Source organism: Nocardioides aquiterrae, assembly GCF_039526625.1.
Classification (GTDB): domain Bacteria; phylum Actinomycetota; class Actinomycetes; order Propionibacteriales; family Nocardioidaceae; genus Nocardioides; species Nocardioides aquiterrae.
In genome coordinates, this window is the sequence record NZ_BAAAJE010000002.1 from 200,500 (window position 1) to 223,500 (window position 23,001).

The following is a 23,001-nucleotide window of genomic DNA, read 5'->3' on the forward strand; positions in this document are numbered from 1 at the left end:
CACTCAGGCATGTGTTCGGGGTCAGGACGGTTGCGAGGTGCGCTCGGTCCGACGCTCGGATTCCAGCGCATCGATTCGGTCCAGCAGGTCCATCACCAGACCCAGCGCGGAGTAGTTGAGCGCGAACGACGAGCGCAGTCGTTGCATGCGTGCGACCGCCCGGACCTGCGATCGGTCAAAACACCATTGGCCGTTGGCATCGCGGGTCGGTTCGACTATCCCCAACACGATCAGACGGCGCACCAACTCGGGGTGGAGCCCGGTCATGGCGGCGAACGCGTCCAGGCTCAGCCGTGGGACCGGCACCAGCTGGTAGCCCATCACTCACTCCTGCCCATCACTCACTCCTGCCCATCACTCACTCCTGCCCATCACTCACTCGTGCCCATCACGCGATCCTGTCCAGGTGTCGCCGGATCGGCCTGCCACGGCCGGGTGCCTACGCGCACGGCTACTCGCCTGGTGCGGCGCTTGCGCCCGAAGGGCAGCCCCTGGTGACGGCTGAGTGCTCATGACCGCTCCTTGCGCGTCGAGGAACGCGAGCCTGATGCGCGCGCGGGCCGATCCCCGCGAGGGTCGAAAGTCGAGATCTGGTTCAGGCGCTCATACAGGTCACGCTCTTCGTCGGACAGGTGCCGTGGCACCTTGATGCTGGCTTGGGCGAAGAGGTCACCGGCTGGGTTCTTGCCGCGACCGGGCAGCCCTCTACCCTTGAGCCGGAGCTTCCCGCCGCTCGAGGTGCCATGTGGCACCTTGACCGTGACGGCCCCGCCTGGGGTGAGCACCTCGACCTCGGCGCCCAGCGCCGCCTCGGGCGGCGTCAGAGGGAGGTCAACGGTCAGATCCCGACCCGACACACGGTACCGATGGTGGGGGGCCAACCTAACCACGAGGTACAGGTCGCCCGCGGGCGCCCCGCCGCTGCCGGCGCCGCCCTGGCCACCCAACCTGATCCGCTGACCGTCGGTGACACCCGCGGGCACCGTGACATCGATCGTCTTGACCCCCTCCGCAGAACTCAGCTGCAGCTGCCGTTTGGTGCCGTGGTAGGCGTCCTCGACACTGACGGTGATCTCCACCTCCTGATCCGCGCCCGGCACCCGACCCCCGAAGCCGCCGCGGCGTCCGGAGAACATCCCCCCGAAGAGGTCCTCGATGTCGACGCCACCGAGGTCGTCGCCGTAGACCTGCCAGCCCCCCGCATCTCCGCCGGCAGCACCTCCCCCCCACCCGGGACCGGACCTGCCGCCGCCAGGCCACCCACCAGCACCGCTACCCGGGGCGCCACCTGCGGCGCCGCCCGTCTCGACGACCCGACGAAAGTCCGGACCGTAACGGTCGTACTTGCCGCGGGTGTCGGGGTCGGAGAGCACGTCGTATGCCTGCGAGATGCGCTTGAACCTCGCCTCGGCGTCGGGATCCTTGTTGACGTCGGGATGGTACTTGCGTGCGAGCTTGCGGTAAGCGCGTTGGATCTCGTCCTGCGACGCAGATCGTGGCACGCCGAGCTCGGCGTAGAAGTCCTCAGCGTCCGGCATCGACGTCCCCGGTCGCTACCACGACCGCTGCAGGCCGCAGCACCTGGCCTGGAGTGCCATAGCCCGCGCGCACCTCGTGGACGACGGCTCCGGCCGGGTACTCGGCAGCGGGCAACGTCGAGACCGCCTCGTGCTGCGATGGATCGAAGGCGGCTCCTTGGACCTCCATGCGGGGGTAACCCATCGACGCGACCACCTCGTGGGCCTGCGATCTCACACGTTGTACCCCCGCGAGAATGCTGTCCCGGTCGGCGTCGGCGTGCTGCAGGGCCAGGTCGAGGCCGTCTAGGACCGGTAACCATGCCCGGGCAACCTCACCCCGCGCTTCGGCGAGAGCTCGCTCAAGATCGCGCGCATACCGCTTGCGTGCATTGTCTGCCTCCGCCACGGCCCGCCGCCACCGGTCCTCCAACTCCGCGACCTGCTGGCGCAGACGCGCTACCTCGTCCGCGTCCGGTTGCGTGGTGCTGGCGGTGGCAGCGGACTCATCTGCCTGCTCAGGCGTTGCTTCCTCGCCGTTCGGTGCCGGACGTCCCGGTGAGTGTGTCGTCGAGTGCGTGGAGGGGTCTCCAGGGCCGTACTGCCCGGCCCGGGACGCGGGGTTGGTGTCCATCGTGGTCAGCTGGTGGTGAAGTCCGCGTCGATGACGTCGTCATCCTCAGCTGCGGCGCGGCCGGGAACACCGTCGCTGCTGCCGTCAGGTTGGGCGGCCCCGCTGGCCGAGAGCCCGGCAGCGACCTGTGCCAGCTCGCTGGCGAGCTCACGCATGGCGCTTGGAGAGGCGTCCGGGTCGTCGACGAGCTCCCGGGCCTGGGCGACCAGGAGTTCGGCCCGAGCGCGGTCGTGCTCGGCGACACGGTCACCCAGATCGCCCAGTTGCCGCTGGACACCATAGGCAACCGCATCTAGCTCGTTTCGCGCCTCCACACGGGTACGGAGGGCCTCGTCCTCGCCGCGGTGGGCCTCCGCATCTGCGATCATTCGTTCCACCTCGGACTGGTCGAGGTTCGAGGACTCACTGATCGTGATGGCCTGCTCGGCACCGGTGTCCTTGTCGCGGGCGCTGACATGCAAGATCCCGTTGGCGTCGATGTCGAAGGTGACCTCGACCTGCGGCACTCCGCGAGGTGCGGGCCGGATGTTCTCCAGACGGAACCTTGCCAAGACCCGGTTGTCGGCAGCCTTCTCACGCTCGCCCTGGAGGACCACGATGTCCACCGCGGTCTGGTTGTCCTCCGCGGTGGAGAAGGTCTCCGAGCGCCGCGCCGGGATCGTGGTGTTCCGCTCGATCACCGTCGTCATCACCCCACCCAACGTCTCCAGCCCCAACGACAAAGGAGTGACGTCGAGCAGCAGGACGTCCTTGACCTCACCCTTGATGATGGCGGCCTGCACGGCTGCGCCGACGGCGACCACCTCATCGGGGTTCACCGTCATGTTCGGCTCTTTGCCCTTGGTCAGCCTCTTCACCAGCTGCTGGACTGCCGGAATCCGTGTCGAGCCCCCCACGAGGATCACCTCGTCGATCTCATTGGCGGTCAGCTTGGCATCGGCAATGGCCCGCTCGACCGGTCCCAGACAGCGCTCGACCAGGTCGGCGGTGAGCTGGTCGAACTTCGAGCGCATCAAAGTCATCTCGAGGTGCTTCGGGCCTGACGCGTCGGCGGTGACGAACGGGAGGCTGATCGTTGTCTGCGACACCGTCGACAGCTCCACCTTGGCTTTCTCCGCGGCCTCGAACAGGCGTTGGAGCGCCTGGGCATCCTTGCGGAGGTCGATCCCGTGATCGCTCTGGAACTGCTCGGCGATGTAGTCGACGACCTTGCGGTCGAAGTCATCGCCACCGAGGTGGGTGTCCCCCGCGGTCGAGCGCACCTCCACCACCCCATCGCCGACGGTCAAGATGCTCACGTCGAAGGTACCGCCGCCCAGGTCGAACACCAGCACGGTCTCGTTCTCGCGCTTGTCCATTCCGTAGGCCAACGCGGCAGCCGTGGGCTCGTTGATGATGCGCAGCACCTCGATCCCCGCGATCTTGCCGGCATCCTTGGTCGCCTGCCGCTGCGCGTCGTTGAAGTACGCCGGGACCGTGATGACCGCCTCGGTGACCCGCTCGCCCAAGAACTTGGCAGCGTCGTCGACCAGCTTGCGCAGGACCTGAGCAGAAATCTCCTCCGGGGCATACTTCTTGCCGCGGATATCGAAGCGGACCGCACCGTCAGGTCCATTCACCACGTCATAGGCCACTGTGGATTTCTCTGACTCGACCTCGTCATACCGCCGACCGATGAACCGCTTGGCCGACGCGACCGTCCCCTTGGGGTTGAGCACCGCCTGCCGACGAGCCAGCTGGCCCACCAGCCGTTCGCCGGACTCGGTGAAGGCCACGACACTCGGCGTCGTCCGCGCTCCTTCCGCGTTGGGCACGACAACCGGCTGCCCGCCCTCCATCGCAGCCACCACCGAGTTGGTGGTGCCGAGGTCAATTCCCACTGCCTTCGCCATCGTTCAAATCCCTCCCGTCGATGCCGCTTCAAGTCGCCGCCCTGGTCGTCTCGAGGGGAGCAACATCGCCGAGCCTAGAACTGAACCCGCCGCGAGCGCTACACACGAATCCGACAAACACTGTCAACCCAGGGATTGCCTCACAGCCCCGTCCATCCCACCCTGAGAATGCGTCCACGGCACCTCGGCGTCAGGACCACGGGCTGCTGGACGAGTCCCTGCCCGAACCAACCCGGGGACCCTTAGGAGACGACCACGTGACCACGCCACGACTACCCGCACGCACGGAACCCACCACGTCAACGCCACCCTCGTTCTCGACGATGATCTTTGGCGACTTCGACTGCCCGCTGAGCTACCTTGCCAGTCAACTCGCAAGAGAGTTGGAGTCACACGGCGTCACCATCGACTGGCGCGCGGTCACCGCAGTCGGCAGCCGCGCCGATGCTCGCCAGCTCGATCGGCTTGCCGTCGATCTGCGCATCCCCGACGCCCGACGGCCGCTAGTTCTCCCCGCCCGCCCCAACCTCGCTACCACCGCGAGCCCCGCAGCGGTCTCTGCCTACGCCGAAGCGTCCGTGGCCCACCGAAGTACCGCCATGCGCCACCTGCTCTACTGCGCGCGATGGGTTCACGACACCGACCTGACCCACATCGACGCGCTGCGACACCTCACGCCGGTCGTCATGATGGGCGCGAACTCACCGAGCGCCACAGTCAGCGAGTGGGGAATGGTGCCCGCGTTCAACGCCGAGCCCCTCAGCACACAGGCCTGGGAGCTTCGCCGGCAGTGGCGCCAATCCTGGGCAGAGCTCAACCAACAACCCACCCCCGTCCTCATCACAGGTGACGCCGCTCCCTTGTCCGGGCCCGAAGCGCTCGCGGCTCTGAACGACATGGTCGCAGCACTCGTCGCCGCCGAGCCCGCAGATCTGCTCACTGACGCACCGAGAGCCCCCGCCCTTCGAGACAAGTTCGCGGCACTTGAACGCGAAGTGCCGTGCAACGCCTGGCTGAGCGCCAACGGCGGCCGATGGTTGAGACGCAAGCACCAGCTCGACGCCGCCCGCGAGTTCCTCGATTGCTGCAGCGACCATGGATTCGGCCAGCGCAGTCGCGAAATCGTGGCAGCACCATCCTGAGTCAGGAAGGATGCGCCCATGCCCAAGAAGATGCTGTCCACCGGGCCAGACCGGGCACTGCGCACGTCGGGGTAGTGCGTTACATAACCGGCATCGATCATGGTGTCGAGCAGGTGATAGGTGGTCGAGCGAGGCAACGCCAGGTCGCGGGACATGGACGCAGCGCCACCGGCGTGGCCTGCTGTGCCAAGTAGGTCAGGAGCCGCAACGTGTGAGCCCCCGCAGGAACTTGCGCCATGGCTCCCCTATCGAGCCGACCGGCCTGAGCCGAGTACGGCGGACCCGCTCACCGGCGCCCGCCCCGGGGACTGAGCGTGGCGTAGGAGAAGTCGATCAGGTAGTCGTTCAGATCCCACGCGGCAGCCTCGGCGGCGTCCGCGTCGCGCCCGAGGATGGCTCTCAGGATGGCCACATGGAGGTTCGGACCCGCCTTGATCTCGGTGTCCACGTCAGTGACGTGGGTGAACCAGAACCGGCGAGACAAGCCCTGCAGAGGCGCGACCTCTTCGTGCTCGCCTGGTTCGTGGCGTCGGCGGCGACCGTTGGCGGGGGTCTGGGCAGCGGCCTGGAGTCGGACGAGGCGATCCGCGCGGCCGCGTACTCAAAGCGCGAGGAGGATCGTCGCAACCGTCTCGCGCGGCAACGAACCTCGGACCGGGGTCTGTCAGAACGTCGGTGAGCGTAGCGATCGCGACGCAGTCCAGCTGGTCGCCCGGGCTCTTCCGAGCGGGCAGGTGGTCTTCGAGAATGTCGAGAGCGGTGCCTGCGACCGTCACCGGAAGCACTAGTCAGGAGGAGGCACGCAGGCGTGGACATCCGACTCGGTTCGCCCGTCCGGGTACTCGGTCAGCGGGGCATGCCGGGGCCTGATCCTCGCCACGTTGTCCGCATAGTCAGACCACAAGCCTGCGGCAGGTGCTGCATAGGTGGCCTCGTCGGTGCCGATGACGACCACGCCTCTCATGAAGTCAAAGGCCACCGTGCGCACCTTGCCTGCGGGGGCGATGCCGATCTCGCGAACGAACCGCATGACTTTGGCCTCGAGCTCTCGCTCCTTCATATGGCGGCACACTACGCGGGCCTCGTGTACATCCTCCGGGGGCCAGCCTGAGAACGCCGGGACAGAGGCACGAGGCTGCTCGCATGACCTCAGTCGGCCCAGGACCGACCAGCGCAGTTGCGCCAGTCCCGGGACCTGTCGCTTGCTTCACGCAGCGCGTTGATCCGACACTGGCACCATGACGCGCGAAGGTCGAAACCATCGGCGCAGCCCGGCCGCTTCCCCATGAGCGCGAATGAGGTGGCGATCGGAATCATCTCGGCTCCGGGGCCGGCGACTGAGATTGCATCGATGCTCGCCGACGACCTAGACGCTGAGCTGAGTTCTCACGTGCCCACCGTTCAGTGGCGAGTGTCCACCGTGGTCGACGCCCTCGTGTCTCCACCTTCCGACGACGCGACCCTCGTCGCCGCGGCAAGGGACCGGCTCTTGAGGGAAGGATGGGACCTGGTCGTCTGTCTCACCGATCTGCCGCTGAAGGTTCGCCGGCGGCCGGTGGTGGCTCATGCGAGCCCTCTGCACGGCGTCGCTGTGGTGTGCCTCCCGGCGCTCGGCCCCGTCCGACTGCGCCGACGCACCCGCGACACGGTCGTCGGACTCGTCCGCACCCTGCTCGGGGACACGGCGGACGACGCCCTCTCGGGCCGTGGCGGCGGTCTCGGGCGCCGCGCCACCCAGCTCGGAAGGAACCAGCGGCCAGACGGCGACGGCAGCGTCGTGTTCACCGCGAGAGTCCTCAGCGGGAACCTGCGACTGCTGCTCGGTATGATCCAGGCCAACCAGCCGTGGAGGCTGGCGATCGGGCTCTCGAGAGCGCTGACCGCCGCACTCGCAGCCGGGGTGTTCGCCCTCGTCACCCCCGACATCTGGCAGCTGAGCGCCGCGCTCGACTGGATCCGGCTCGCGGCGATCGCACTGGGGTCGGTCGCGGGGATCACGATCGCGCTCATCGCCGGCGCCGGCCTGTGGGAGCACACGTCACACCCGGGCGGCCGCAAGCAGGTGACCCTCTTCAACCTGGCCACCGCGGCAACGGTCGTCCTGGGTGTGCTCTCCCTCTACGCCGCGCTGCTCCTGCTCGCCCTCGTGACCTCACCGGTTCTGGTGCCCACCCACCTGCTCGAGGAGGGCGTCGGCCATGCCGTGCACGTGGGCGACTACCTGAAGCTGGCCTGGCTCACTAGCTCCCTGGCGACCGTGGGTGGCGCCCTCGGTGCCGGCCTGGAGAGCGACGAGGCGGTCCGGGCCGCCGCCTACACCTACCGGCAGGAATCCCGGCCGGGCGCGCAGGAGGAGTGAACCGGCAGGCGCTGATCGCCGTTCCTCACTCCCGTCGGCGTGGCAGGACGGTCAGGACCATCTCGACGTAGGTACGGAACTCGGTCATGACGGCGCGGAGGAATTCCCTGGTGGAGTCGTCGGTGATCTCACCGTCGTCCAGGAAGACCGCGGGCGAGAACTGGATGTAGGCCTCGGGTGAGGTCATCTGGCGGGCGTTGCAGAAGCTGAGCACGCCGCGCAGGCTCTGTTGACCCATCGCGGTGCCGATCTGGCCGATGGAGGCTCCGATCACCGCGGCCGGGATGTGGTCGAAGGAGTTCTGCCCCCATGGTCGAGACGCCCAGTCGATCGCGTTCTTAAACGCGCCGGGGATGGAACGGTTGTACTCGGGTGAGCCGAAGAGCACCGCGTCGACGGCAGCGATCGACGCTTGAGCACCCGGGCATCAGGCGGGTAGTCGCTGTCGAAGTCCGGGCTGTACAGCGGCAGGTTGCCGATGGGAATCTCGCTGAACTCCAAGTCGTCCGGAGCCACCCGGATGAGGGGACCGGGACAGGATGCGGTTGATCGACGTCGACGAAAGGCTTCCGACGAAGTAACCGACGTTGTAGATGGTCATGTGTTCCTCCTGGGTTCGTGCTTCCTGGCGAGCGGATCCTCAGCGGCGTCCCTCGGCTTCCAGGAACTCGTGGACCTGGCGGATCACGACCGCGCCCTCGCCGACGGCAGAGGCGACGCGCTTGACCGAACCACTGCGCACGTCGCCCACGGCGAACACGCCTGGGCGGCGGGTCTCGAACAGGCCGTCGGAGCCGTCGGAGCCGTCGGCCGCGGGCCCGGTGAGGATGAACCCCTTGGCGTCCAGCGGGATCTCTCCCTGGAGCCAGCTCGTGTAGGGAGCCGCTCCGATCAGCACGAACAGAGCCGTCGTCGGGACGCGATGCTTCGCATCGGTGCGGAGGTCATGCAGCACCACCTCGTCGAGCGCCTCGTCGCCGATGAGCTCGCTCACCTCGGTGTGGCGCCAGACCTTGATGCGCGGCGACTGCTCGACACGGTCGGCCAGGTAGCGGGACATGTCCCTCCCCAAGTCGTCGTGCCGGATGACCAGGTTGACCACCGGCGACCGACGAGCCAGAAAGCAGGCCGCCTGGCCCGCGGAGTTGCCGCCTCCCACGACGGTGACGGGGTCCTGCTGGCACAACCGGGCCTCGGACTCCGTGGCGGCGTAGTAGACGCTGCTGCCCTCGAGACGATCCAGCCCCGGGACGTCGAGACGTCGGTAGCGCACCCCCGTGGCGACGAGCACGGCGTGGGCGACGAGGTCGCCTCCGTCGGCCAGCCCCACCACGTGGTACCCGTCGGCCTGGGTGAGGGAGGTCGCCTCGCCTGGGATGCTGAAGGCGGCGCCGAACTTGCGGGCCTGCACCACGGCCCGGTCGGCGAGCTCCGCCCCGGTGATACCGGCCGGGAACCCCAGGTAGTTCTCGATCTGGGACGACGTGGCCGCCTGCCCGCCGGTGGCGAGCGCGTCCAGGACGACCGTCGAGAGCCCCTCGGAGGCGGCGTACACCGCCGCGGCCAGGCCACCCGGGCCGGCGCCCACCACGACGACGTCGTACGCCGCCCGCTTCGGCGCTGCTCGCAGGCCGATGAGGTCGGCCAGCTCCGTGTTGCTGGGGTTCCGCAGAACCGTCTGCCCTTTCCAGATCACGACGGGTGTCTGGGCGGGAGGGATGTCGAAGGCCCGCAGGGTGGCCTCGGCATCGGGGTCCTCCTCCACGTCATCCCAGCGGCACGGGATGCGGTTGCGGCTCGCGAAGTCCCTCAACCTGCGGGTGTCGGCCGAGTAGCGGGAGCCGATGATCCGGAGCCCGGCGCCGAGGATGGCGTGGATGGTGCGCCGCATGATGAAGGCTCGCAGGATCAGGTCTCCGAGCGCCTGGTCCTGGGTGACCGCCGCCTTGAGCCGGTCGTAGGGCACCTCGAGGACGTCCACATCGGTCTGGGCGAGGGCGGTTACGTAGACGGCCTGACCGGTCAGCATGGAGAGGTCCCCCACGAAGCGACCTGGCCCGTGGACGGCGATCACCCGCTCCTCCTCGGGGCCTTCCTCCTGGACGACCCGGACCCTGCCGTCCAGCACGACGAACAGCCCGCAGTCGCGGTCCCCCGCGCAGAACAGCGTGGTGCCCTGGGGCAGCGTCTTCCGGTCGCCGTACTGCGAGAGCAGCATGATCTGCTCGTCGCTGAGCCGGGGGTAGGCACCGGTGGTGTCGGGGGTCTCGGGCAGGTCCGCGAGCTCGAGCTCAGACGAACTGTTCGTCGACATAGCACCATCTCCAGTTCTCCCCGGGCTCGATCGACCGCGCGATGACGTGTCCCGTGGTGGCGGCGTGAGCGCGCGCGTGTCGCAGCGGTGACGAGTCGCAGCAGCCGACCAGGCCACAGGTCAGGCACTGGCGCAGGTGCACCCATGGTGTGCCGAGCTGCACGCACTCCGCACACGCGCGCCGGGCGGGTGGCGGCGCGGGCCGGATGATCTTCAGGCGCGGGTCGGCGCCGACGCGCGTCGGGTTGGCAGTCATCACGCCCCCGTCGGGAGCTTGGACTCGAGCCACGAGCGCAGTTGGTGCGCCGGAAGGGCGCCGATCTGCTTGTCGACCACCGCGCCGTGGTGGAGGAGGACCAGGGTCGGGATCGACCGCACCTCGAACCTCCGGCTCACCTCCGGGTTGTCGTCGGCGTTGACCTTGACCAGCTTGAGGTTGCCGGCCAGCTCCCCGGCCAGCCTCTCCAGGGCCGGGCTCACCATCCGGCAGGGGCCGCACCATGGAGCCCATACGTCGACCAGCACGGGCAAGCTCGACTCGTCCGCGACGGCGTGGAACTCGTCGTCGTCGGCGTCCACAACCCAGCGCAGCGGAGTGCCGCACTTCCCGCAGCGTGGCGTGCCCTCGGCAACCGCCGGAACCCGGTTCTTGGCCCCGCAGTTGCCGCACTCGACCTTCGTCGACTTCTGGGTGGTTGCGGTCATGCTACGGCCCGCCCTTCTGACGGGTTGCCGGCCGCAGTCACCGTGATCTTGCCGTCGGCGACGTCGACCGAGATCGCGCCACCGTCGACAGCGTCGCCGCGTAGCAGCGCGCGGCCGACCTCTGTCTCCACCTCGCGGGAGATGAACCGTCGCAGCGGGAGGGCGCCGTACGCCGGGTCGAAGCCCTGGTCGGCGATGAAGCGACGCGCCGCAGCCGTGACCTCGAGGGTGATCCGCATGCCGGCCAGCCGCTCGCGCAGCTCCTCGAGCTGGAGGTCGACGATCCGCTCGATCTCGGCGAGCGTGACCGGCTTGAACATCACGATCTCGTCGACGCGGTTGAGGAACTCCGGGCGGAAGTGAGCCTGCAAGGCGCGCATCACCATCGAACGCGCGTCGTCCTTGACCTCGCCGTCAGCGGTGACACCCTCGAGCAGGTACTCCGAGCCGATGTTGGAGGTCATGATCAGCACGGTGTTGCGGAAGTCCACGGTCCGGCCGTGGGAGTCGGTCAGGCGGCCGTCGTCGAGCACCTGGAGCAGCGTGTTGAAGACGTCGACGTGGGCCTTCTCGATCTCGTCGAGCAGGACCACCGAGTAGGGCTTGCGACGCACGGCCTCGGTGAGCTGACCGCCCTCCTCGAAGCCGACGTACCCGGGCGGTGCTCCGACCAGCCGGCTGACGGCGTGCCGCTCCTGGTACTCGCTCATGTCGATCCGGACCATGTTCTCCGCGGTGTCGAACAGGGCGACGGCCAGCGTCTTGGCCAGCTCCGTCTTGCCAACCCCAGTAGGGCCCAGGAAGATGAACGACCCGATCGGCCGCTGGGGGTTCTTGATGCCCGAGCGGGCGCGGACGACGGCGTCGTCCACCAGCTGGACCGCCTCGTCCTGGCCGATGACGCGTTCGTGGAGCACCTCGTCAAGGCGGAGCAGCTTGTCGCGCTCCCCTTCCTGCCGAATTGGTCCTCGACCGCCGAGTCCACGCTCTCGGCGAGGAACGACGTCATGTCTTCGATGGTGAACTCACCCGTGCGGAGGTAGGCGTCCGAGGTCCGCTCGACGTCGAGCAGCGCCGATCGGCGCGAGTAGTCCGGGCCCGGCTGTCCGACAGCCCGGTCCCAGACCAGCGCCGGCTCGACGTCGTCGATCAGGACCAGACACTTGTCGCCCTGACGCAACCCCTCTGGCTATGGACCGCGTCGTCACTCGGGCCCCGTCGGGCCGCGCCTCGCTTCGCGACCAACGGGGTTTCTGGGTCACGAAAGCGCGACACAAGCCGTAATGGTTCAAATGACCAGTGGCCCGTGACCTGCGTTTCCGCAGGTCACGGGCCAGTTTCAGTAGCGGGGGCAGTAGCGGGGGCAGGATTTGAACCTGCGACCTCTGGGCGCCATCGGAGGCGCTGCGACTACTACTGCTTCGGGCTGGAAGCTACCGATTCGCTCGGTGTGGTGAGGGATTCGCCCTCTCTTCCAGTCTCAGGATACCCGTCTAGTACGGAGCCGGGCCGACCCAATCTGGACAGTTGATGGACACAGCCGGAATCCTGATCCGGGCCTGTGCCGAGCAGGGACAGACGATCCCCGACCGCGCAGCGGACTGACGCAACGATCGCGGGGTCAGGTTCTTGTGATCTTGTGAAAAACCCCCCGGCCGTGCACAAACGACTCCATCAGTTCGCCCTCCGTGCGTGAAGGCTTAACGGCAAACGGACGTAGCGATCCCAGGTGGCGGATCTTCTCCACCCGCTTGTAGACACCCAAGTACTCCTCGCCGGCGTAGCTACCGGTCCCCTCCTGGATCGGGCAGATCGCAACCCGGGACTGACTGTGATGTCCGTCGAAATAGCCGAGCTCCCACGGCATCCATCTCGAAGCTGAGGCGCTCTTCGACGTCGCGTAAACCAGGGTCCGGCATGTCCTCATCCGCTCGCGCAGCCTTTGAGCGGTGAGAGGCGTGACGTTCGAGCGGTCGAGGTCCGGGTCCTCCAGCCAGTCCACGTAGACCGTCAACTTCTCCGCCTCCAGTTCCTTCTTGAGTCCGAGTACCAAGACGGCGTCACGGACGCTATGGCTCAGGAACACGTCGTATGCGCCGGCGGCTGACTTGGCCATGTGGGAGAGCTCTGAACGTGCTGCCGACGCAGTGATGCCGCCAGCACGCTGACGTAGGTCGGAGGCGGTGTAGTAGGTCATGTGAAGTTCCTTGAAGATGTATTCCGGCTTTGGCTCTTTGAACACGGGGACCGACGACTTGGCCGGCCCTCGATCTGCTAAGTGGCGCGGCAACGACGGCCGGGACGGTGTTGACAGACGTCGTGGCCATGCCGGGGACCTACTTGGTCGTGCCCGCTATGACAGCAGGCACCACCGACATCCACGAGCGCGGCGTCCGGTCAAAGTCTCGACTCAGGTCAAGAAGGGAAACTTCGAATACTGGAGACTGCGAGCATCGAGGTCAGCGAGAACGTATCCACCTCCGCCCTCACTGAGTTGCCGCATCACAGTGAATCCTTGGCTGATGGCCTCCCGCCACATTCGATAGGGCAAGCTGCTCACTTCGAGGTCCTCAACCACGAGGGCGATGAGGTCGAGAAGATCTTCGGGAACGAGATTCGGCGCCTCGAACTGCCGGCTGAGCGTTGCTTGTTTCGCCAGGATGGCGGCGATGCCTTCTTCGGCGAAGATCGCGCGAGCACCGTCCTCGGTTTCGTCGGTGACAGAGTTGCTCTTCCGCTTCACCTGAAGCAGACCGCGCAGGTTTGGCGACCACCCTAGAACCGCAAGGAAGCCGAGGTGGATCGCGTCGTGGTAGCGATAGGCATCGACCCGCCGAGAGTTGTCGGTGACTTCATCGCCGAGCGCTTCTCCGACCTTGAAGCCTTGGAACTTGCCTGATCCTCGCGAGATCGGGCCGTCCGGAAAGGCATTGGGTGTCGCTGCGAGCAGCGTCATCGTCACCACCGCTTGCCCGTTCACCGTCCGCTCTTGAAACCGCAGGTGAAGCTGGCGGGGCACCCGTTCGGTTGCCGGAAAATCTTCGTCGAACGAGGACTTCTGCTCCGTGGCATCTGAACTCAGCGACGAAGAGCGGGCCGCTCGTGCCAGGTCGCGTCCGGCTACCTCCTCGAGTCCCAGTCCGGCGTGACGCGCGACGGTCGCTGTGTACCAGAGCAGATCCCCCAGCTCGATGCCGATGAAGCTCGGCCAGTCATCGATCTTGCTGTCGCGGCGATACCGCTTCTTTTCCTCGACGAGGAGAGTGCCGACTTCGCCCGCGAGTCCAAGCATGGGCACGCTCAGGCTGAGTGGATCGACGCCTGCGCTGATCTCTTGGTCCGTCTCCGCGGCGAGCTCGGCGTACTCAGCCAGGCCGAGGATCGCGTCCTGGCCCGGCAGGGCTGCGATGCCCGGAAAGTCGAGTGATCGCGCACGTTCATCAACCTTGATCAGGTTGCGGTTGGCGATGGTATTGAGCGTGAGGCCGTTGACATGCGCGAGGAGCGCCGACCACCTCAGAACCATGCCCAACTCGCGAGCAACCATGCCCCTGCTGGTCTCGGCCACTAGTGACTCGCTCAGGTAGCGCTGCTGCGCCAGTAGCAGTTCACCCACGTGCGCCCCGAGGCCGAGCATGGGAACGAGTTCGTGGGCGGTGTCGTTGCTGTCGGCGAGCCGGACCGTCTCGCTCTGGTAGTGATCGAAGTCCACGACTCCTCCTAGGTGAGCGCCGGCGTGGTGTCATGTGCACCACCCCGATGGGTCAATCTGCGTTCACGGCCACCGGCAATGGCGTCGGATCGAGGCCCCACTTGGGGGGAAAGCGCGGCGGCTCCAGGGGTCCCCTGGGTGTGAACTGTTGCTTGATCCTGTTGCGGTTGCCGACACCGGCGGCGTCGGGGTGAGCAACACGCGCATACTTGTCGGTCTCGCAGAAGAGATTCTGGCAGTCGATGAGCTTCAGGCGCCGGCCGAAGAGGTCCTGGAAGTCGATGTCGTAGTGCGCCAGCTGTTGCTCCTGAGTGTCGACCATCCATCGAATGAGATCTGAAGCCGGGATTCCACGCGCATCGGGGAAGCACTTGGCTAGTCCGCTGAGGGCACCAGGGCCTGCCACGACGAAGTCATCCTCATCGAAGTCGATCAGCGTGGAGTAGTTCAGGTCGATGGTCAGCTGGAAGGCAAGGAACGGCCCGAGCGAGGGGTAGGCGAGGAGCAGGCGGAAGACATCCTGCAGACTTGCCGCCTGCTGCAGCGACTGACCGAGGCCGCCGGTGATCATGGTCTCGATGAGCGCCAAATGATTGCGGTGCTTGCGCTGGTGACCGAAGGGCGGCGGCGGGACGATGTATGCGGCGGAGTAGATCCTGTCCCCATGCGCGAGGGCCTTGTCGAGAATCGCGCCGCACGCTTCAGAGTCAAAGGTAGCGACCGTGACCTCGCCCAGGGTGCCCTCGATGATTTGCCAGGTTTCGGGCTTATTGAAGAAGCGGTACAGCAAGATCCGTAGAAGAACATCGTCTGGGTCCTCGGAGCCCGTGTAGATGACACGGATCAGGTCTTGGGATACTCGATCGGCGGCTCGGTAGGCGTTCGTGAAGCGATATTGGGAGACGATTCCGTCATCTGTCCACGGTGCGGGCTCGCCAGCAAGGCGTGCGTGGTAGACCCGCTGCCGCTCGGCCGCGAGTTTCCAGTAGCTGGAGAGCACCTCGGAACCGACGATCCTCCGGCCGCCGATGATCCCTGACCATGCTTGGTTCATGACCTCGGGTCCCGTCCCATTGTCCAGCGGCCACGGGGTTGGCTCATGCCTGCCCCTCCGGGTCGCCTAGATGCCTGGACAGGCCAAGCACGACCAGGGTGGCGATGTCGGATGGCCGGTGCGTGGCGGCCAGGAGGGCGCGGTCTTCGTCGGAGAGCCCATCTGCGCCCAACGGGAGGTCCAAGGCCGATTCAACGAACCGACGAACCTCCGGTGCGAGGCCTTCGGGCAGGCCGGGTGGGAGCCATTCGTACAGGTCTGGAGTCACGATGGAGCCCACGAGGGTTGCTGCTCCGCCGAATCCGCCGGCGACGTACAGGGGTTTGTCGGCTCGCAGCGTGGCGGCTGCTTCTTCGGCGACGCCGGGCATGGAGCCGGCGAAGCCAGAGACCTTCCCGCCGACGACGACGCGGGCCGATGCGATGTCGGTCGTGTGGGTGCGCATCGCACTCAAGGCGGTCGTCGGATCGAGATCGCCCGGGTCAAAGTCGTCGCGCGCGCTGACCTCGCGCACGGATCTCGGGACGCCCTCGGCGTCCAGCAACTGCACCGTTGACTTCACGCCGAGAGAAGCGGCATACGTGCGTAGGTCCTCGGGGCTGCGGGTGGCGTACTCGGTGTACGGCACGATGTGCTCGAACGCCCCGGTGGCGTTGCCGTATCTCTCAGTTTCCTCGAGAACGATCTTGGTGAAGCCCTCCTGGATCGCGCCGCCGTAGACGACGACGCCGCCAGCAATCACGATCGCTCGGCTGAGTTCGGCGATGGTCAACTGGAGGTGCAGGTCGCTGAGACCGAGACGTAGCAGGTCAGCGCTCTCGGAGACCGAGATGGCGACCCGGTGGCCGGACAGAGCGTCGCGCGGGACCAGTTGTGGATCACCGTTCATCAAGCACACCTCCCCGAGCGGCGAAGGTGCGCGGCGTCAAGATGTCGACACGCGTGTCGAATCCTGCCAACTGGCACAGGTCGTCGATCACTGCTCGCTCGGCCGGGCCCAGCGGCGGGTCGGGATGGATGATCCACAGGTGGTCGTCATCGGGATGGTCTGACTGGTGCCTGGAGAGCCAGTCGACCGCAGTGGTTGGCTCCGGCGCATGCACGGGCGTCCAATCGAATCCTTCTTCTTGAATGTAGATGGACTGCGCCTCCCACAGGGCCCGTTTCAATACCTCGTCAACGAGGCGATTCAGGCTCGCGGCAACCGACGCGGTGACGGCATCGTGACTCAGCGGCACTGTCGGGACGTGGTCCATCAGGAAGGACCCTCGTGACTCGCCCTCCGTGAGGGCGATGAGGCCGACGATCGGTACGTCGTTTTGCTTGGCCACCAGCACCTCGCGCTGGGTCCATTCCCGCGATGCGTACCGGTCGGTCCGCACCATCAGCAACGCGGAGTTGCCGGCGCTCGCCTCGAGTTCAGCCGCCCAATCGGTGCCGGGAAGCAGGTCGTGCGCGTCGAAGAACTCAGCAAGGTGAGTGCCCGCGATCACAGAACGCACGTGCTCGTACAACGGACCTCCCGGGAGGTCGGTCTCGTTGCCCGAGAAGTGCTTGGCATGGCTAATGAACACACGTACCGGGGCAGTCGACCCGGCAGCCTTCTGTGCGACAGCCTGGGCGACGCTCCGCTCGAGCAGCCCGACGTTGGCCAGCGCATCCGACGGAAGTCGTTGGATGGCGCCAACGACCGACTGGAGGACCGAGTCGGTCAGGTTGACCCCTGGCACCGCGACCGGCAGCACCACGATCGTGTCGCTGTCGCTGCCAGCGATCACGCGCAGGTAGTCGGCCCAGGGTGGATCGTGCTGGGCCGCGTCCCTTAGGCCGGCACCGAGTACCGGCACGATCGCGCTGAGGTGTGCGGGCCTCGGCGTTCCCGCTCCAGACCCGGGCAGCAACAACGGGCGCGGTGGCGCTCCAGGGGCTGACCAGCCGAGGCTCCGGGCGTAGACCTCGACGGCGCCGCCGGCGAGGCCTGAGTAGGCGTCGGAGTGGAAATGCGTATGGATGCGCTCGAACGCACGCGCGCCGGCCTCGTCGTCCGGGTGCCAGACGACGTAGACGTCCAGAATGGGCGGGGCGGGCACGACCTTGAGCCTAAGCGGCATCGCGCCGGCTCGGCGGCTTGGCACGCCCGGATTGTCGGCGGTCAGCCGTACCCTCTACCGCGGAAGGGGGTGAATGATGGCAGACAACCACAACGTCTTCATCAGTCACCGGCACGAGGACGACGCTCTCGTGGGCCAGCTCAAGGACTTGCTGGCCAAGAACGGCGCCGAAGTTCGGGACTCGTCGGTCACCAGCGAGAACCCGAACCAGGCGACGTCCGAGGCCTACATCAGACAGATCCTGGCCGAGCGGATCACCTGGGCCGGGAAAATGATCGTGATCATCTCGCCCGACACGAGGAACCACGACTGGGTCAGCTGGGAGATCGAGTACGCCAACCGGTTCCCCGACAAGCGGATCATCGGAGTCTGGGCCCCTGGTGCGGCGGGTGTCGACATGCCCGCCGAGCTGGACGAGTATGCCGATGCGGTCGTGGGGTGGAACAGCAAGGCGATCATTGACGCGCTCAACGGCGCCGACAACTGGCAGGGGCCGGATGGCGAGAAGGTTCCGCCCCGGAGCATCAAGCGCCTGAGCTGCTAGTCATGGCCGCGCGGGTCTTCAGCTACGTCGTGCGGTACGACTACGGGTTCGCACCGAACCCGTTCGAGGGCTTTTGCACGATCGCGACCTGCAAGCCGCAGATCCGACGGACTGCTTCAGTAGGAGACTGGGTGCTCGGTACTGGATCCACTGACAAGGGGCTCGCCGGCCGGCTGGTGTACGTCATGCAGGTCGACGAGATCCTGACGTTCGACGATTACTGGAAGGACCCGCGCTTCGCGCGGAAGGTGCCCACCGACCAGGGAGCGGTCAAGCGCGCGTATGGCGACAACATCTACCGCCACGGCGATGACGGCACGTGGCTGCAGGCTGACTCACGGCACAGTCTTGCCGATGGCAAGCCCAACCCGGGGCACATCAAAGTCGATACCTCCGTCGACGCAGTACTCGTTGCACGCCGCTTCTCCTACTTCGGCGGCGGAGGTCCAACCATCCCGACTTCGCTGCGGAGCGACTTCGGGATTGATCTGGTGCATCCGAGCCAGGGGCATCGATGCCGCTTCCCTCAGGAGTTGGTCGATGCGGCCATTGCATGGTTCGAAACCCTCGACACGGGTGTGCTCGGTCGACCAGCCGACTGGACGAAGCTCCGCAGTGACTGACTTGCGCGAGTGTGTAGCCACCGTCTTCCCTCCTGCGGGACGTGGTCCGAAGCCCGCAGCCGTCGACGCTGTCCACCAGTCGGTCTATCGGCCGGCCGACCTGGAAGCCGATCAGAGGTCACCGAGGTTGAGCCGAAGCGCTTCGTTGGCGGCGCGTTCGGCGGCGGTGGCTCGGGTGTAGCGGACGAGCATGTCGGTGCGGGTCCAGCCGGCCATGGCCATGAGTCCGGACTCGGATCCGCCCGCGGCGAGCCAGCGGTGAGCAGCGGTGTGGCGAAGCTTGTGCGGGTGGAAGCCGTGGATGCCGGCGAGCGCGGCGCGGCGGCGCAGCGCCTTGCCGAGGCCGTCGTACCCGAAGCCGGTGCCGCGGGTCCCGAGCCAGACGGTCGGTTCGTCGGCAGCTGGGTGGTGACGTCGGAGGTCGAGGTAGTCGCGGATCGCCCGGGTGGTGGCGGAGCCGACGGGGATGGTCCGGCCTCGGCCACCTTTGCCGAACCTGACGGTAATCCGGCCGGCCGGGAGGTCGAGGTCCTCGGTGGTCAGCGCGACGAGCTCGCCGGCGCGGATGGCCGTCTCCATCATTAGCCGGATGATGGCCTCGTCGCGGCGGTGGTGAAACGGCTCGTCGACGCGGAACGTGGGGTGGGTGCAGGTGCCGATCAGGGCACGCAACTCGTCGTCGCTCAGCGGTGTGACCACGGCCTGCTTGTGCACCGGCCCTTTGACGCCGGCGAACGGGTCGGCCCGCAGGCGCCCGGTGGCGATGACCCAGACGGTGAAGCGCCGCACCGCCTGGTGCCGGATCCGCACGGTCCCGGGGGCATTGCCGGTGTCGAGGAGGTGCGCCATCCAGGTCTGCAGCGTCGTCCTGACCACCGGGGCGACCTGGGTGCGCTGGCACCAGGCCAGGTAGCGCTGCGCCCCGTCGGTGTAGACCGCGACCGTGCCGGGCGCCTTGTTCTCGGCGCGCAGGGCGAGCTGCCACTCGGGGTTCAGCGCGAGCAGTGCGGCGGCCGTGACTTCGGCGGGCGGATCCGACTGGTCGAGGTCTGGCGACGGTGCCGGAGGGACGGCGGCGGAGCCGGTGAACTGGATGCGTGCGGGCTGGATGCGAGCTGGTGATGGAGGTGTCGTCATGGCTGCAGGCGACCAGCGCTGACCTGCCGCGTCCGGCGGTTCGCCGGGTCGGTCTACCGGCGGAACGTGGTCGTGCCGGTCGGGCCAGGGTCCGAATATGCAGAGTCCGGGTATCCCGGCCATTGATGGACACTGCTCAATTCCGACGAGACGCCGACCAGACGCAGGGCCGGGCCATGTCCCTGGCAGTCTGCACCGGTCAGGCAGGACCAGCACTAGAAGCGCCGTCGGCTCGTCGCGGTCGGCTGCCTAGGATTGAGCTCATGCAGGAGCTCCGAGCACCGGCCGGGACACGCGGCGCGCGCTACGCGCTGGCCGCCGTGGCCGTCGCGCTGTTCGGTCTTCTGTCGATGCATGGTTGGGGATCTCACACCGGCGCCCACACCATGGGGGCAACATCCCCGAGTGCGAATGTCATGATCGCCGCAAGCGGCCCCCTCAGTCATGACCACTCCGGGCCAGCGGCCAGTGAGCCGGATACCTCCGAACCGATCGTCGCGGGTCATCCAGTGGGAATGAGCTCTGAAGAGCCCATCGGCGAGAACGGTGCGGGGCTTCTTGGCCTCTGCCTAGCCGTGCTGGCCGGCCTGGTGCTCGGGATCGCACTCCTGCTGGTGCGTCGGGGTGTCCGCATCCCCCGGACCCTGCTGCCGGCATGGCAGCCCCGACTGTTCATCGGGCGTGACCGCGACCCGCCCAGCCTCGACATGCTCTGTGTGATCCGCTGCTGACAGGTATCCGTCACGAGGCGCCCACCCTGGGGCGGCTCGAGTTTCCCCTGCCCAGACACCCGATCACACAGATGGAGCAACACTCATGCGCAAGTCGCTAATCGCCGCCGTTGTGGCGGCCTCGCTGTTCACCCTCGCCGCCTGCGGCAACGACGACGACACTGACACCGCGGCCAGCCATAACGAGGCCGACGTCACGTTCGCCCAGGAGATGATCCCCCACCACCAGCAGGCCATCGAGATGGCCGACCTCGCCGAATCACGCGCCGAGAGCCAAGAGGTCAAGGACGTCGCCGCCGACATCGAGGCAGCCCAGGGCCCCGAGATCGAGACCCTGACCGGCTGGCTGGAGTCTTGGGGCGAGGACGTCCCGGATGAGGGCATGTCGAGTATGGATCACGGCGACATGTCGTCCGATGAGATGGGCGGGATGATGACCGAGGACGAGATGGCCGAGCTCGAGGCGGCCTCCGGCGCGGCGTTCGACCAGATGTTCCTCACCATGATGATCGAGCACCACGAGGGTGCCATCGAGATGGCCAAGACGGAGCAGGCCGAGGGCGAGTTCCCCGAGGCCGTCGACATGGCCGAGGAGATCGAGACGACGCAGGCGGAGGAGATCCAGAAGATGCAGGACCTGCTGAAGTCCTGATCTCGTTCCTGGTGCCGGGCAGGCCGGAGCTACTCCGCCAGCCCGGCGCCATCCTCGCCTCGGAGCCACTGTTATGTACCGACCCCATGTCGCCCTCACAGCCGTCCTCCTCGGTGCCGTCCTCATCTCGGGCGGCTGCGCCAAGGACACCCCAGCGACAGCGCCGCCCGCCGATGAGGACACGAGCGTCGGCCACATCCATGGTCTCGGCGTCGATCCGGCCGACGACAGCCTCTACGTCGCCACCCACTTCGGCCTCTTCCACGTCGACGAGAGCGGCGGGCCGAGGCGGGTCGCAGACCGGTATCAGGACACGATGGCGTTCACCGTCGTCGGCCCGGGCCACTTCCTCGGCAGCGGGCACCCGGACTTGCGCGAGGACCTGCCGGCCCACCTGGGCCTGATCGAATCCACTGACGCCGGAGAGACCTGGACCCCCCTCGCCCTCCAGGGTGAGGCGGACTTCCACATCCTCGAACCCGCCGGCGACGCCCTCTACGCATACGACGCGACCTCTGGCCGCCTGCTGCGCACCGAGGACCGGAAGAGCTTCGACGAAGTGTTCCAAGGTCCACTGATCAGCGTCGCGGCGGTCGACGACAACGGCCCGCTGATCGCGACCGACGGCAACGGACAGCTCCTCGGCATCGACCCCGGGTCCGGGGAGACCCGTGAGCTTGGCGGTCCGAACATGATGTACCTCGACACCACTCCCGACGGGAGCCTGGCCGGCATCGACCCCGACGGGGTCGTTCGGGTCAGCACCGACACCGGTAGAACCTGGCGCGAGGTCGGCTCAATCCATGGCCAGCCGGCCGCGTTCACCATCAGCGCCCAGCGCTGGTTCGCCGCGACCGAGACGACCGTCTACCAGTCCACCGACGGCGGCGACACCTGGTCCCGCGTGCTGTGACGATGCAGGCACGATGAGTAAGCACAGAACCACACATCGACGAGCGGGTTCCCATCGCGCGCCCCGTCGGCGTGCCAAGGCAGGGTTGACCAGCCTGGCGGTGCTGGCGACGACTGCGGCCGTGGCTGGACCCGTCGTGTTTCTCATGCCCGGCGCAACGGACAGCGAAGACGCGGGCGGCCGCACTGCAATTGCCGTCACCCCTTCCGCGCCCTCCGCTGAACGGGCTGTCAAGCGCGAGCGGCCAGACGGTGAGGTGGCGGACGGTCGAGACCGTACGTCAGATCCGAGTCGGCTTCCTTCCCCCGCCACTCGCATTCCTGAGCGCGGCCCCGGCACCTTCGAAGTCGCCGCCGCTGCGCCACTCGGCTCGCAGGACGGGGTGACGTACCGGGTCGAGGTCGAGCGGGGCCTGCCCTTCAGCACGGTGGATGTGGCGCGGCTGGTCGAAGCGACCCTGGCTGATCAGCGTGGCTGGGCGACGCGCCATACGCTGTTCCGCGTCGATGGGCATGCGGACCTCCGTATCGTCCTGGCCACTCCGCAGACGGCCGATCGACTCTGTGCACCGCTCGACACGGGCGGTCGGTTGTCCTGCCGCAATGGCGGGGACGTCGTGCTCAACGCCTGGCGCTGGCAGTTCGGTGCGGACGGATACGCCGGTGCCCTGCGCGCATATCGGCGCTACGTCGTCAACCACGAGACTGGTCACGCCCTGGGCTATCCCCACGTCGGGTGCCCCGGTTCCGGAAGGCTCGCGCCGGTGATGTTGCAGCAGACGAAGGGCTTGGCCGGTTGTCGGCCGAACCCGTGGCCGTCGCGGGTAGATCTCGTCGCCCACTGACGGCACCATCGATCGGTCGGGCACCCGACGTATGGACCAGAGCACCTCGGGGTACGGGCGGGGTGATGGACCGCCGCCAGCGACCGCCCTCCAGCCGAGTTCGAACGCTCGCTGGTT

General features: G+C 67.2%; 24 protein-coding genes and 2 pseudogenes. 8 read left to right on the forward strand and 18 right to left on the reverse strand.

Annotation, left to right across the window (positions count from 1 at the left end; translation table 11 throughout):
• Positions 1-21: 21 nt before the first annotated feature.
• The 4 genes from ABD086_RS03420 to dnaK all read right to left on the reverse strand — a co-directional run bounded on the left by ABD086_RS03420 (position 22) and on the right by dnaK (position 4,043).
• Entirely contained in the window at positions 22-321 is a 300-nt protein-coding gene (locus ABD086_RS03420) for a chaperone modulator CbpM (RefSeq protein WP_343905661.1), read from the reverse strand.
• A gap of 188 nt (positions 322-509) precedes the next feature.
• On the reverse strand, positions 510-1,538 hold the full coding sequence (locus tag ABD086_RS03425; RefSeq protein ID WP_343905663.1) for a DnaJ C-terminal domain-containing protein: 1,029 nt from the start codon (positions 1,536-1,538) through the stop codon (positions 510-512).
• On the reverse strand, positions 1,525-2,151 hold the full coding sequence (locus ABD086_RS03430; RefSeq protein WP_343905665.1) for a nucleotide exchange factor GrpE: 627 nt from the start codon (positions 2,149-2,151) through the stop codon (positions 1,525-1,527). Before ABD086_RS03430 ends, ABD086_RS03425 begins: the two co-directional genes overlap by 14 nt.
• Positions 2,152-2,156: 5 nt before the next feature.
• Positions 2,157-4,043, reverse strand: coding sequence for a molecular chaperone DnaK (gene dnaK / locus ABD086_RS03435; RefSeq protein WP_343905667.1), 1,887 nt, complete (start codon positions 4,041-4,043; stop codon positions 2,157-2,159).
• Between the two features lie 257 nt (positions 4,044-4,300).
• Here dnaK and ABD086_RS03440 point away from each other — a divergent pair, with 257 nt between their 5' ends.
• Complete coding sequence (locus ABD086_RS03440) at positions 4,301-5,185, forward strand: hypothetical protein (RefSeq protein ID WP_343905669.1); 885 nt, start codon at positions 4,301-4,303, stop codon at positions 5,183-5,185.
• Between the two features lie 89 nt (positions 5,186-5,274).
• On the opposite strand, the pseudogene ABD086_RS25285 reads toward ABD086_RS03440, so the two are convergent.
• The 3 genes and pseudogenes from ABD086_RS25285 to ABD086_RS03450 all read right to left on the reverse strand — a co-directional run.
• Positions 5,275-5,370, reverse strand: a pseudogene (locus ABD086_RS25285) (hypothetical protein); the annotation flags it as partial.
• A 101-nt stretch (positions 5,371-5,471) separates the two neighbouring features.
• Positions 5,472-5,633: a hypothetical protein gene (locus ABD086_RS03445; protein ID WP_343905671.1), complete on the reverse strand. Its 162-nt coding sequence runs from the start codon at positions 5,631-5,633 to the stop codon at positions 5,472-5,474.
• A gap of 336 nt (positions 5,634-5,969) precedes the next feature.
• Positions 5,970-6,245, reverse strand: a complete 276-nt coding sequence (locus ABD086_RS03450) for a hypothetical protein (protein WP_343905673.1) — start codon at positions 6,243-6,245, stop codon at positions 5,970-5,972.
• Positions 6,246-6,776: 531 nt separating this feature from the next.
• On the opposite strand from ABD086_RS03450, the gene ABD086_RS03455 reads away from it, so the two are divergent.
• On the forward strand, positions 6,777-7,544 hold the full coding sequence (locus ABD086_RS03455; RefSeq protein WP_343905675.1) for a hypothetical protein: 768 nt from the start codon (positions 6,777-6,779) through the stop codon (positions 7,542-7,544).
• Positions 7,545-7,569: 25 nt separating this feature from the next.
• Here the strand turns inward: ABD086_RS03455 and ABD086_RS03460 are convergent, their stop codons facing one another.
• From ABD086_RS03460 to ABD086_RS03505, 10 genes and pseudogenes are all read right to left on the reverse strand, one after another.
• Positions 7,570-7,950, reverse strand: a complete 381-nt coding sequence (locus ABD086_RS03460) for an NADPH-dependent FMN reductase (RefSeq protein WP_343906444.1) — start codon at positions 7,948-7,950, stop codon at positions 7,570-7,572.
• A gap of 234 nt (positions 7,951-8,184) precedes the next feature.
• Positions 8,185-9,858 carry an FAD-dependent oxidoreductase gene (locus ABD086_RS03465; protein WP_343905677.1) on the reverse strand — a complete coding sequence of 558 codons (1,674 nt, stop codon included), beginning with the start codon at positions 9,856-9,858 and terminating at the stop codon, positions 8,185-8,187.
• Positions 9,836-10,114 carry a UBP-type zinc finger domain-containing protein gene (locus ABD086_RS03470; RefSeq protein ID WP_343905680.1) on the reverse strand — a complete coding sequence of 93 codons (279 nt, stop codon included), beginning with the start codon at positions 10,112-10,114 and terminating at the stop codon, positions 9,836-9,838. Before ABD086_RS03470 ends, ABD086_RS03465 begins: the two co-directional genes overlap by 23 nt.
• Positions 10,114-10,563 (reverse strand): thioredoxin, encoded by a 450-nt coding sequence (gene trxA, locus ABD086_RS03475; RefSeq protein WP_343905682.1) that lies wholly within the window; start codon positions 10,561-10,563, stop codon positions 10,114-10,116. The genes ABD086_RS03470 and trxA overlap by 1 nt, the downstream gene beginning before the upstream one ends.
• Positions 10,560-11,516 (reverse strand): annotated as a pseudogene (locus ABD086_RS03480) (AAA family ATPase); the annotation flags it as partial. The gene trxA and the pseudogene ABD086_RS03480, both read right to left, overlap by 4 nt.
• Before the next feature lie 668 nt (positions 11,517-12,184).
• Positions 12,185-12,760 carry a toll/interleukin-1 receptor domain-containing protein gene (locus ABD086_RS03485; RefSeq protein WP_343905685.1) on the reverse strand — a complete coding sequence of 192 codons (576 nt, stop codon included), beginning with the start codon at positions 12,758-12,760 and terminating at the stop codon, positions 12,185-12,187.
• A gap of 213 nt (positions 12,761-12,973) precedes the next feature.
• Positions 12,974-14,275, reverse strand: coding sequence for a hypothetical protein (locus tag ABD086_RS03490; protein WP_343905687.1), 1,302 nt, complete (start codon positions 14,273-14,275; stop codon positions 12,974-12,976).
• A 52-nt stretch (positions 14,276-14,327) separates the two neighbouring features.
• A complete protein-coding gene (locus ABD086_RS03495) occupies positions 14,328-15,329 on the reverse strand; it encodes a nucleotide kinase domain-containing protein (RefSeq protein WP_343905688.1) in 1,002 nt (333 codons plus the stop codon).
• 43 nt (positions 15,330-15,372) lie between these two features.
• Entirely contained in the window at positions 15,373-16,218 is an 846-nt protein-coding gene (locus tag ABD086_RS03500; RefSeq protein WP_343905689.1) for a hypothetical protein, read from the reverse strand.
• Positions 16,208-17,419, reverse strand: a complete 1,212-nt coding sequence (locus ABD086_RS03505) for a toll/interleukin-1 receptor domain-containing protein (RefSeq protein ID WP_343905691.1) — start codon at positions 17,417-17,419, stop codon at positions 16,208-16,210. The genes ABD086_RS03500 and ABD086_RS03505 overlap by 11 nt, the downstream gene beginning before the upstream one ends.
• Positions 17,420-17,516: 97 nt before the next feature.
• Here ABD086_RS03505 and ABD086_RS03510 point away from each other — a divergent pair, with 97 nt between their 5' ends.
• Together ABD086_RS03510 and ABD086_RS03515 are read left to right on the forward strand one after the other, a co-directional pair.
• Positions 17,517-17,984: a TIR domain-containing protein gene (locus tag ABD086_RS03510; protein ID WP_343905693.1), complete on the forward strand. Its 468-nt coding sequence runs from the start codon at positions 17,517-17,519 to the stop codon at positions 17,982-17,984.
• 2 nt (positions 17,985-17,986) lie between these two features.
• A complete protein-coding gene (locus ABD086_RS03515) occupies positions 17,987-18,607 on the forward strand; it encodes an Nmad2 family putative nucleotide modification protein (RefSeq protein WP_343905695.1) in 621 nt (206 codons plus the stop codon).
• Positions 18,608-18,718: 111 nt separating this feature from the next.
• On the opposite strand, the gene ABD086_RS03520 is transcribed toward ABD086_RS03515, so the two are convergent.
• Positions 18,719-19,744, reverse strand: a complete 1,026-nt coding sequence (locus ABD086_RS03520) for a tyrosine-type recombinase/integrase (protein ID WP_343905697.1) — start codon at positions 19,742-19,744, stop codon at positions 18,719-18,721.
• 263 nt (positions 19,745-20,007) lie between these two features.
• Between ABD086_RS03520 and ABD086_RS03525 the strand changes: the two genes are divergently transcribed.
• From ABD086_RS03525 to ABD086_RS03540, 4 genes are all read left to right on the forward strand, one after another.
• The gene (locus ABD086_RS03525; RefSeq protein ID WP_343905699.1) at positions 20,008-20,475 is read left to right on the forward strand and encodes a hypothetical protein; all 468 of its coding nucleotides are present in this window, start codon (positions 20,008-20,010) and stop codon (positions 20,473-20,475) included.
• Positions 20,476-20,560: 85 nt separating this feature from the next.
• Positions 20,561-21,127, forward strand: coding sequence for a DUF305 domain-containing protein (locus tag ABD086_RS03530; protein WP_343905701.1), 567 nt, complete (start codon positions 20,561-20,563; stop codon positions 21,125-21,127).
• 73 nt (positions 21,128-21,200) lie between these two features.
• Positions 21,201-22,040 carry a F510_1955 family glycosylhydrolase gene (locus ABD086_RS03535; protein ID WP_343905703.1) on the forward strand — a complete coding sequence of 280 codons (840 nt, stop codon included), beginning with the start codon at positions 21,201-21,203 and terminating at the stop codon, positions 22,038-22,040.
• A gap of 85 nt (positions 22,041-22,125) precedes the next feature.
• The gene (locus ABD086_RS03540) at positions 22,126-22,884 is read left to right on the forward strand and encodes a DUF3152 domain-containing protein (RefSeq protein WP_343905705.1); all 759 of its coding nucleotides are present in this window, start codon (positions 22,126-22,128) and stop codon (positions 22,882-22,884) included.
• The last annotated feature ends 117 nt before the right edge of the window (positions 22,885-23,001 follow it).

Coding starts and splice junctions, on each gene's coding strand:
- ABD086_RS03420 (WP_343905661.1), bottom strand. CDS start 321: ATGGGCTACCAGCTGGTGCCGGTCCCACGGCTGAGCCTGGACGCGTTC.
- ABD086_RS03425 (WP_343905663.1), bottom strand. CDS start 1,538: ATGCCGGACGCTGAGGACTTCTACGCCGAGCTCGGCGTGCCACGATCT.
- ABD086_RS03430 (WP_343905665.1), bottom strand. CDS start 2,151: ATGGACACCAACCCCGCGTCCCGGGCCGGGCAGTACGGCCCTGGAGAC.
- dnaK (WP_343905667.1), bottom strand. CDS start 4,043: ATGGCGAAGGCAGTGGGAATTGACCTCGGCACCACCAACTCGGTGGTG.
- ABD086_RS03450 (WP_343905673.1), bottom strand. CDS start 6,245: ATGAAGGAGCGAGAGCTCGAGGCCAAAGTCATGCGGTTCGTTCGCGAG.
- ABD086_RS03465 (WP_343905677.1), bottom strand. CDS start 9,858: ATGTCGACGAACAGTTCGTCTGAGCTCGAGCTCGCGGACCTGCCCGAG.
- ABD086_RS03470 (WP_343905680.1), bottom strand. CDS start 10,114: ATGACTGCCAACCCGACGCGCGTCGGCGCCGACCCGCGCCTGAAGATC.
- trxA (WP_343905682.1), bottom strand. CDS start 10,563: ATGACCGCAACCACCCAGAAGTCGACGAAGGTCGAGTGCGGCAACTGC.
- ABD086_RS03485 (WP_343905685.1), bottom strand. CDS start 12,760: ATGACCTACTACACCGCCTCCGACCTACGTCAGCGTGCTGGCGGCATC.
- ABD086_RS03495 (WP_343905688.1), bottom strand. CDS start 15,329: ATGAACCAAGCATGGTCAGGGATCATCGGCGGCCGGAGGATCGTCGGT.
- ABD086_RS03500 (WP_343905689.1), bottom strand. CDS start 16,218: ATGAACGGTGATCCACAACTGGTCCCGCGCGACGCTCTGTCCGGCCAC.
- ABD086_RS03510 (WP_343905693.1), top strand. CDS start 17,517: ATGGCAGACAACCACAACGTCTTCATCAGTCACCGGCACGAGGACGAC.
- ABD086_RS03515 (WP_343905695.1), top strand. CDS start 17,987: ATGGCCGCGCGGGTCTTCAGCTACGTCGTGCGGTACGACTACGGGTTC.
- ABD086_RS03520 (WP_343905697.1), bottom strand. CDS start 19,744: ATGACGACACCTCCATCACCAGCTCGCATCCAGCCCGCACGCATCCAG.
- ABD086_RS03525 (WP_343905699.1), top strand. CDS start 20,008: ATGCAGGAGCTCCGAGCACCGGCCGGGACACGCGGCGCGCGCTACGCG.
- ABD086_RS03530 (WP_343905701.1), top strand. CDS start 20,561: ATGCGCAAGTCGCTAATCGCCGCCGTTGTGGCGGCCTCGCTGTTCACC.
- ABD086_RS03535 (WP_343905703.1), top strand. CDS start 21,201: ATGTACCGACCCCATGTCGCCCTCACAGCCGTCCTCCTCGGTGCCGTC.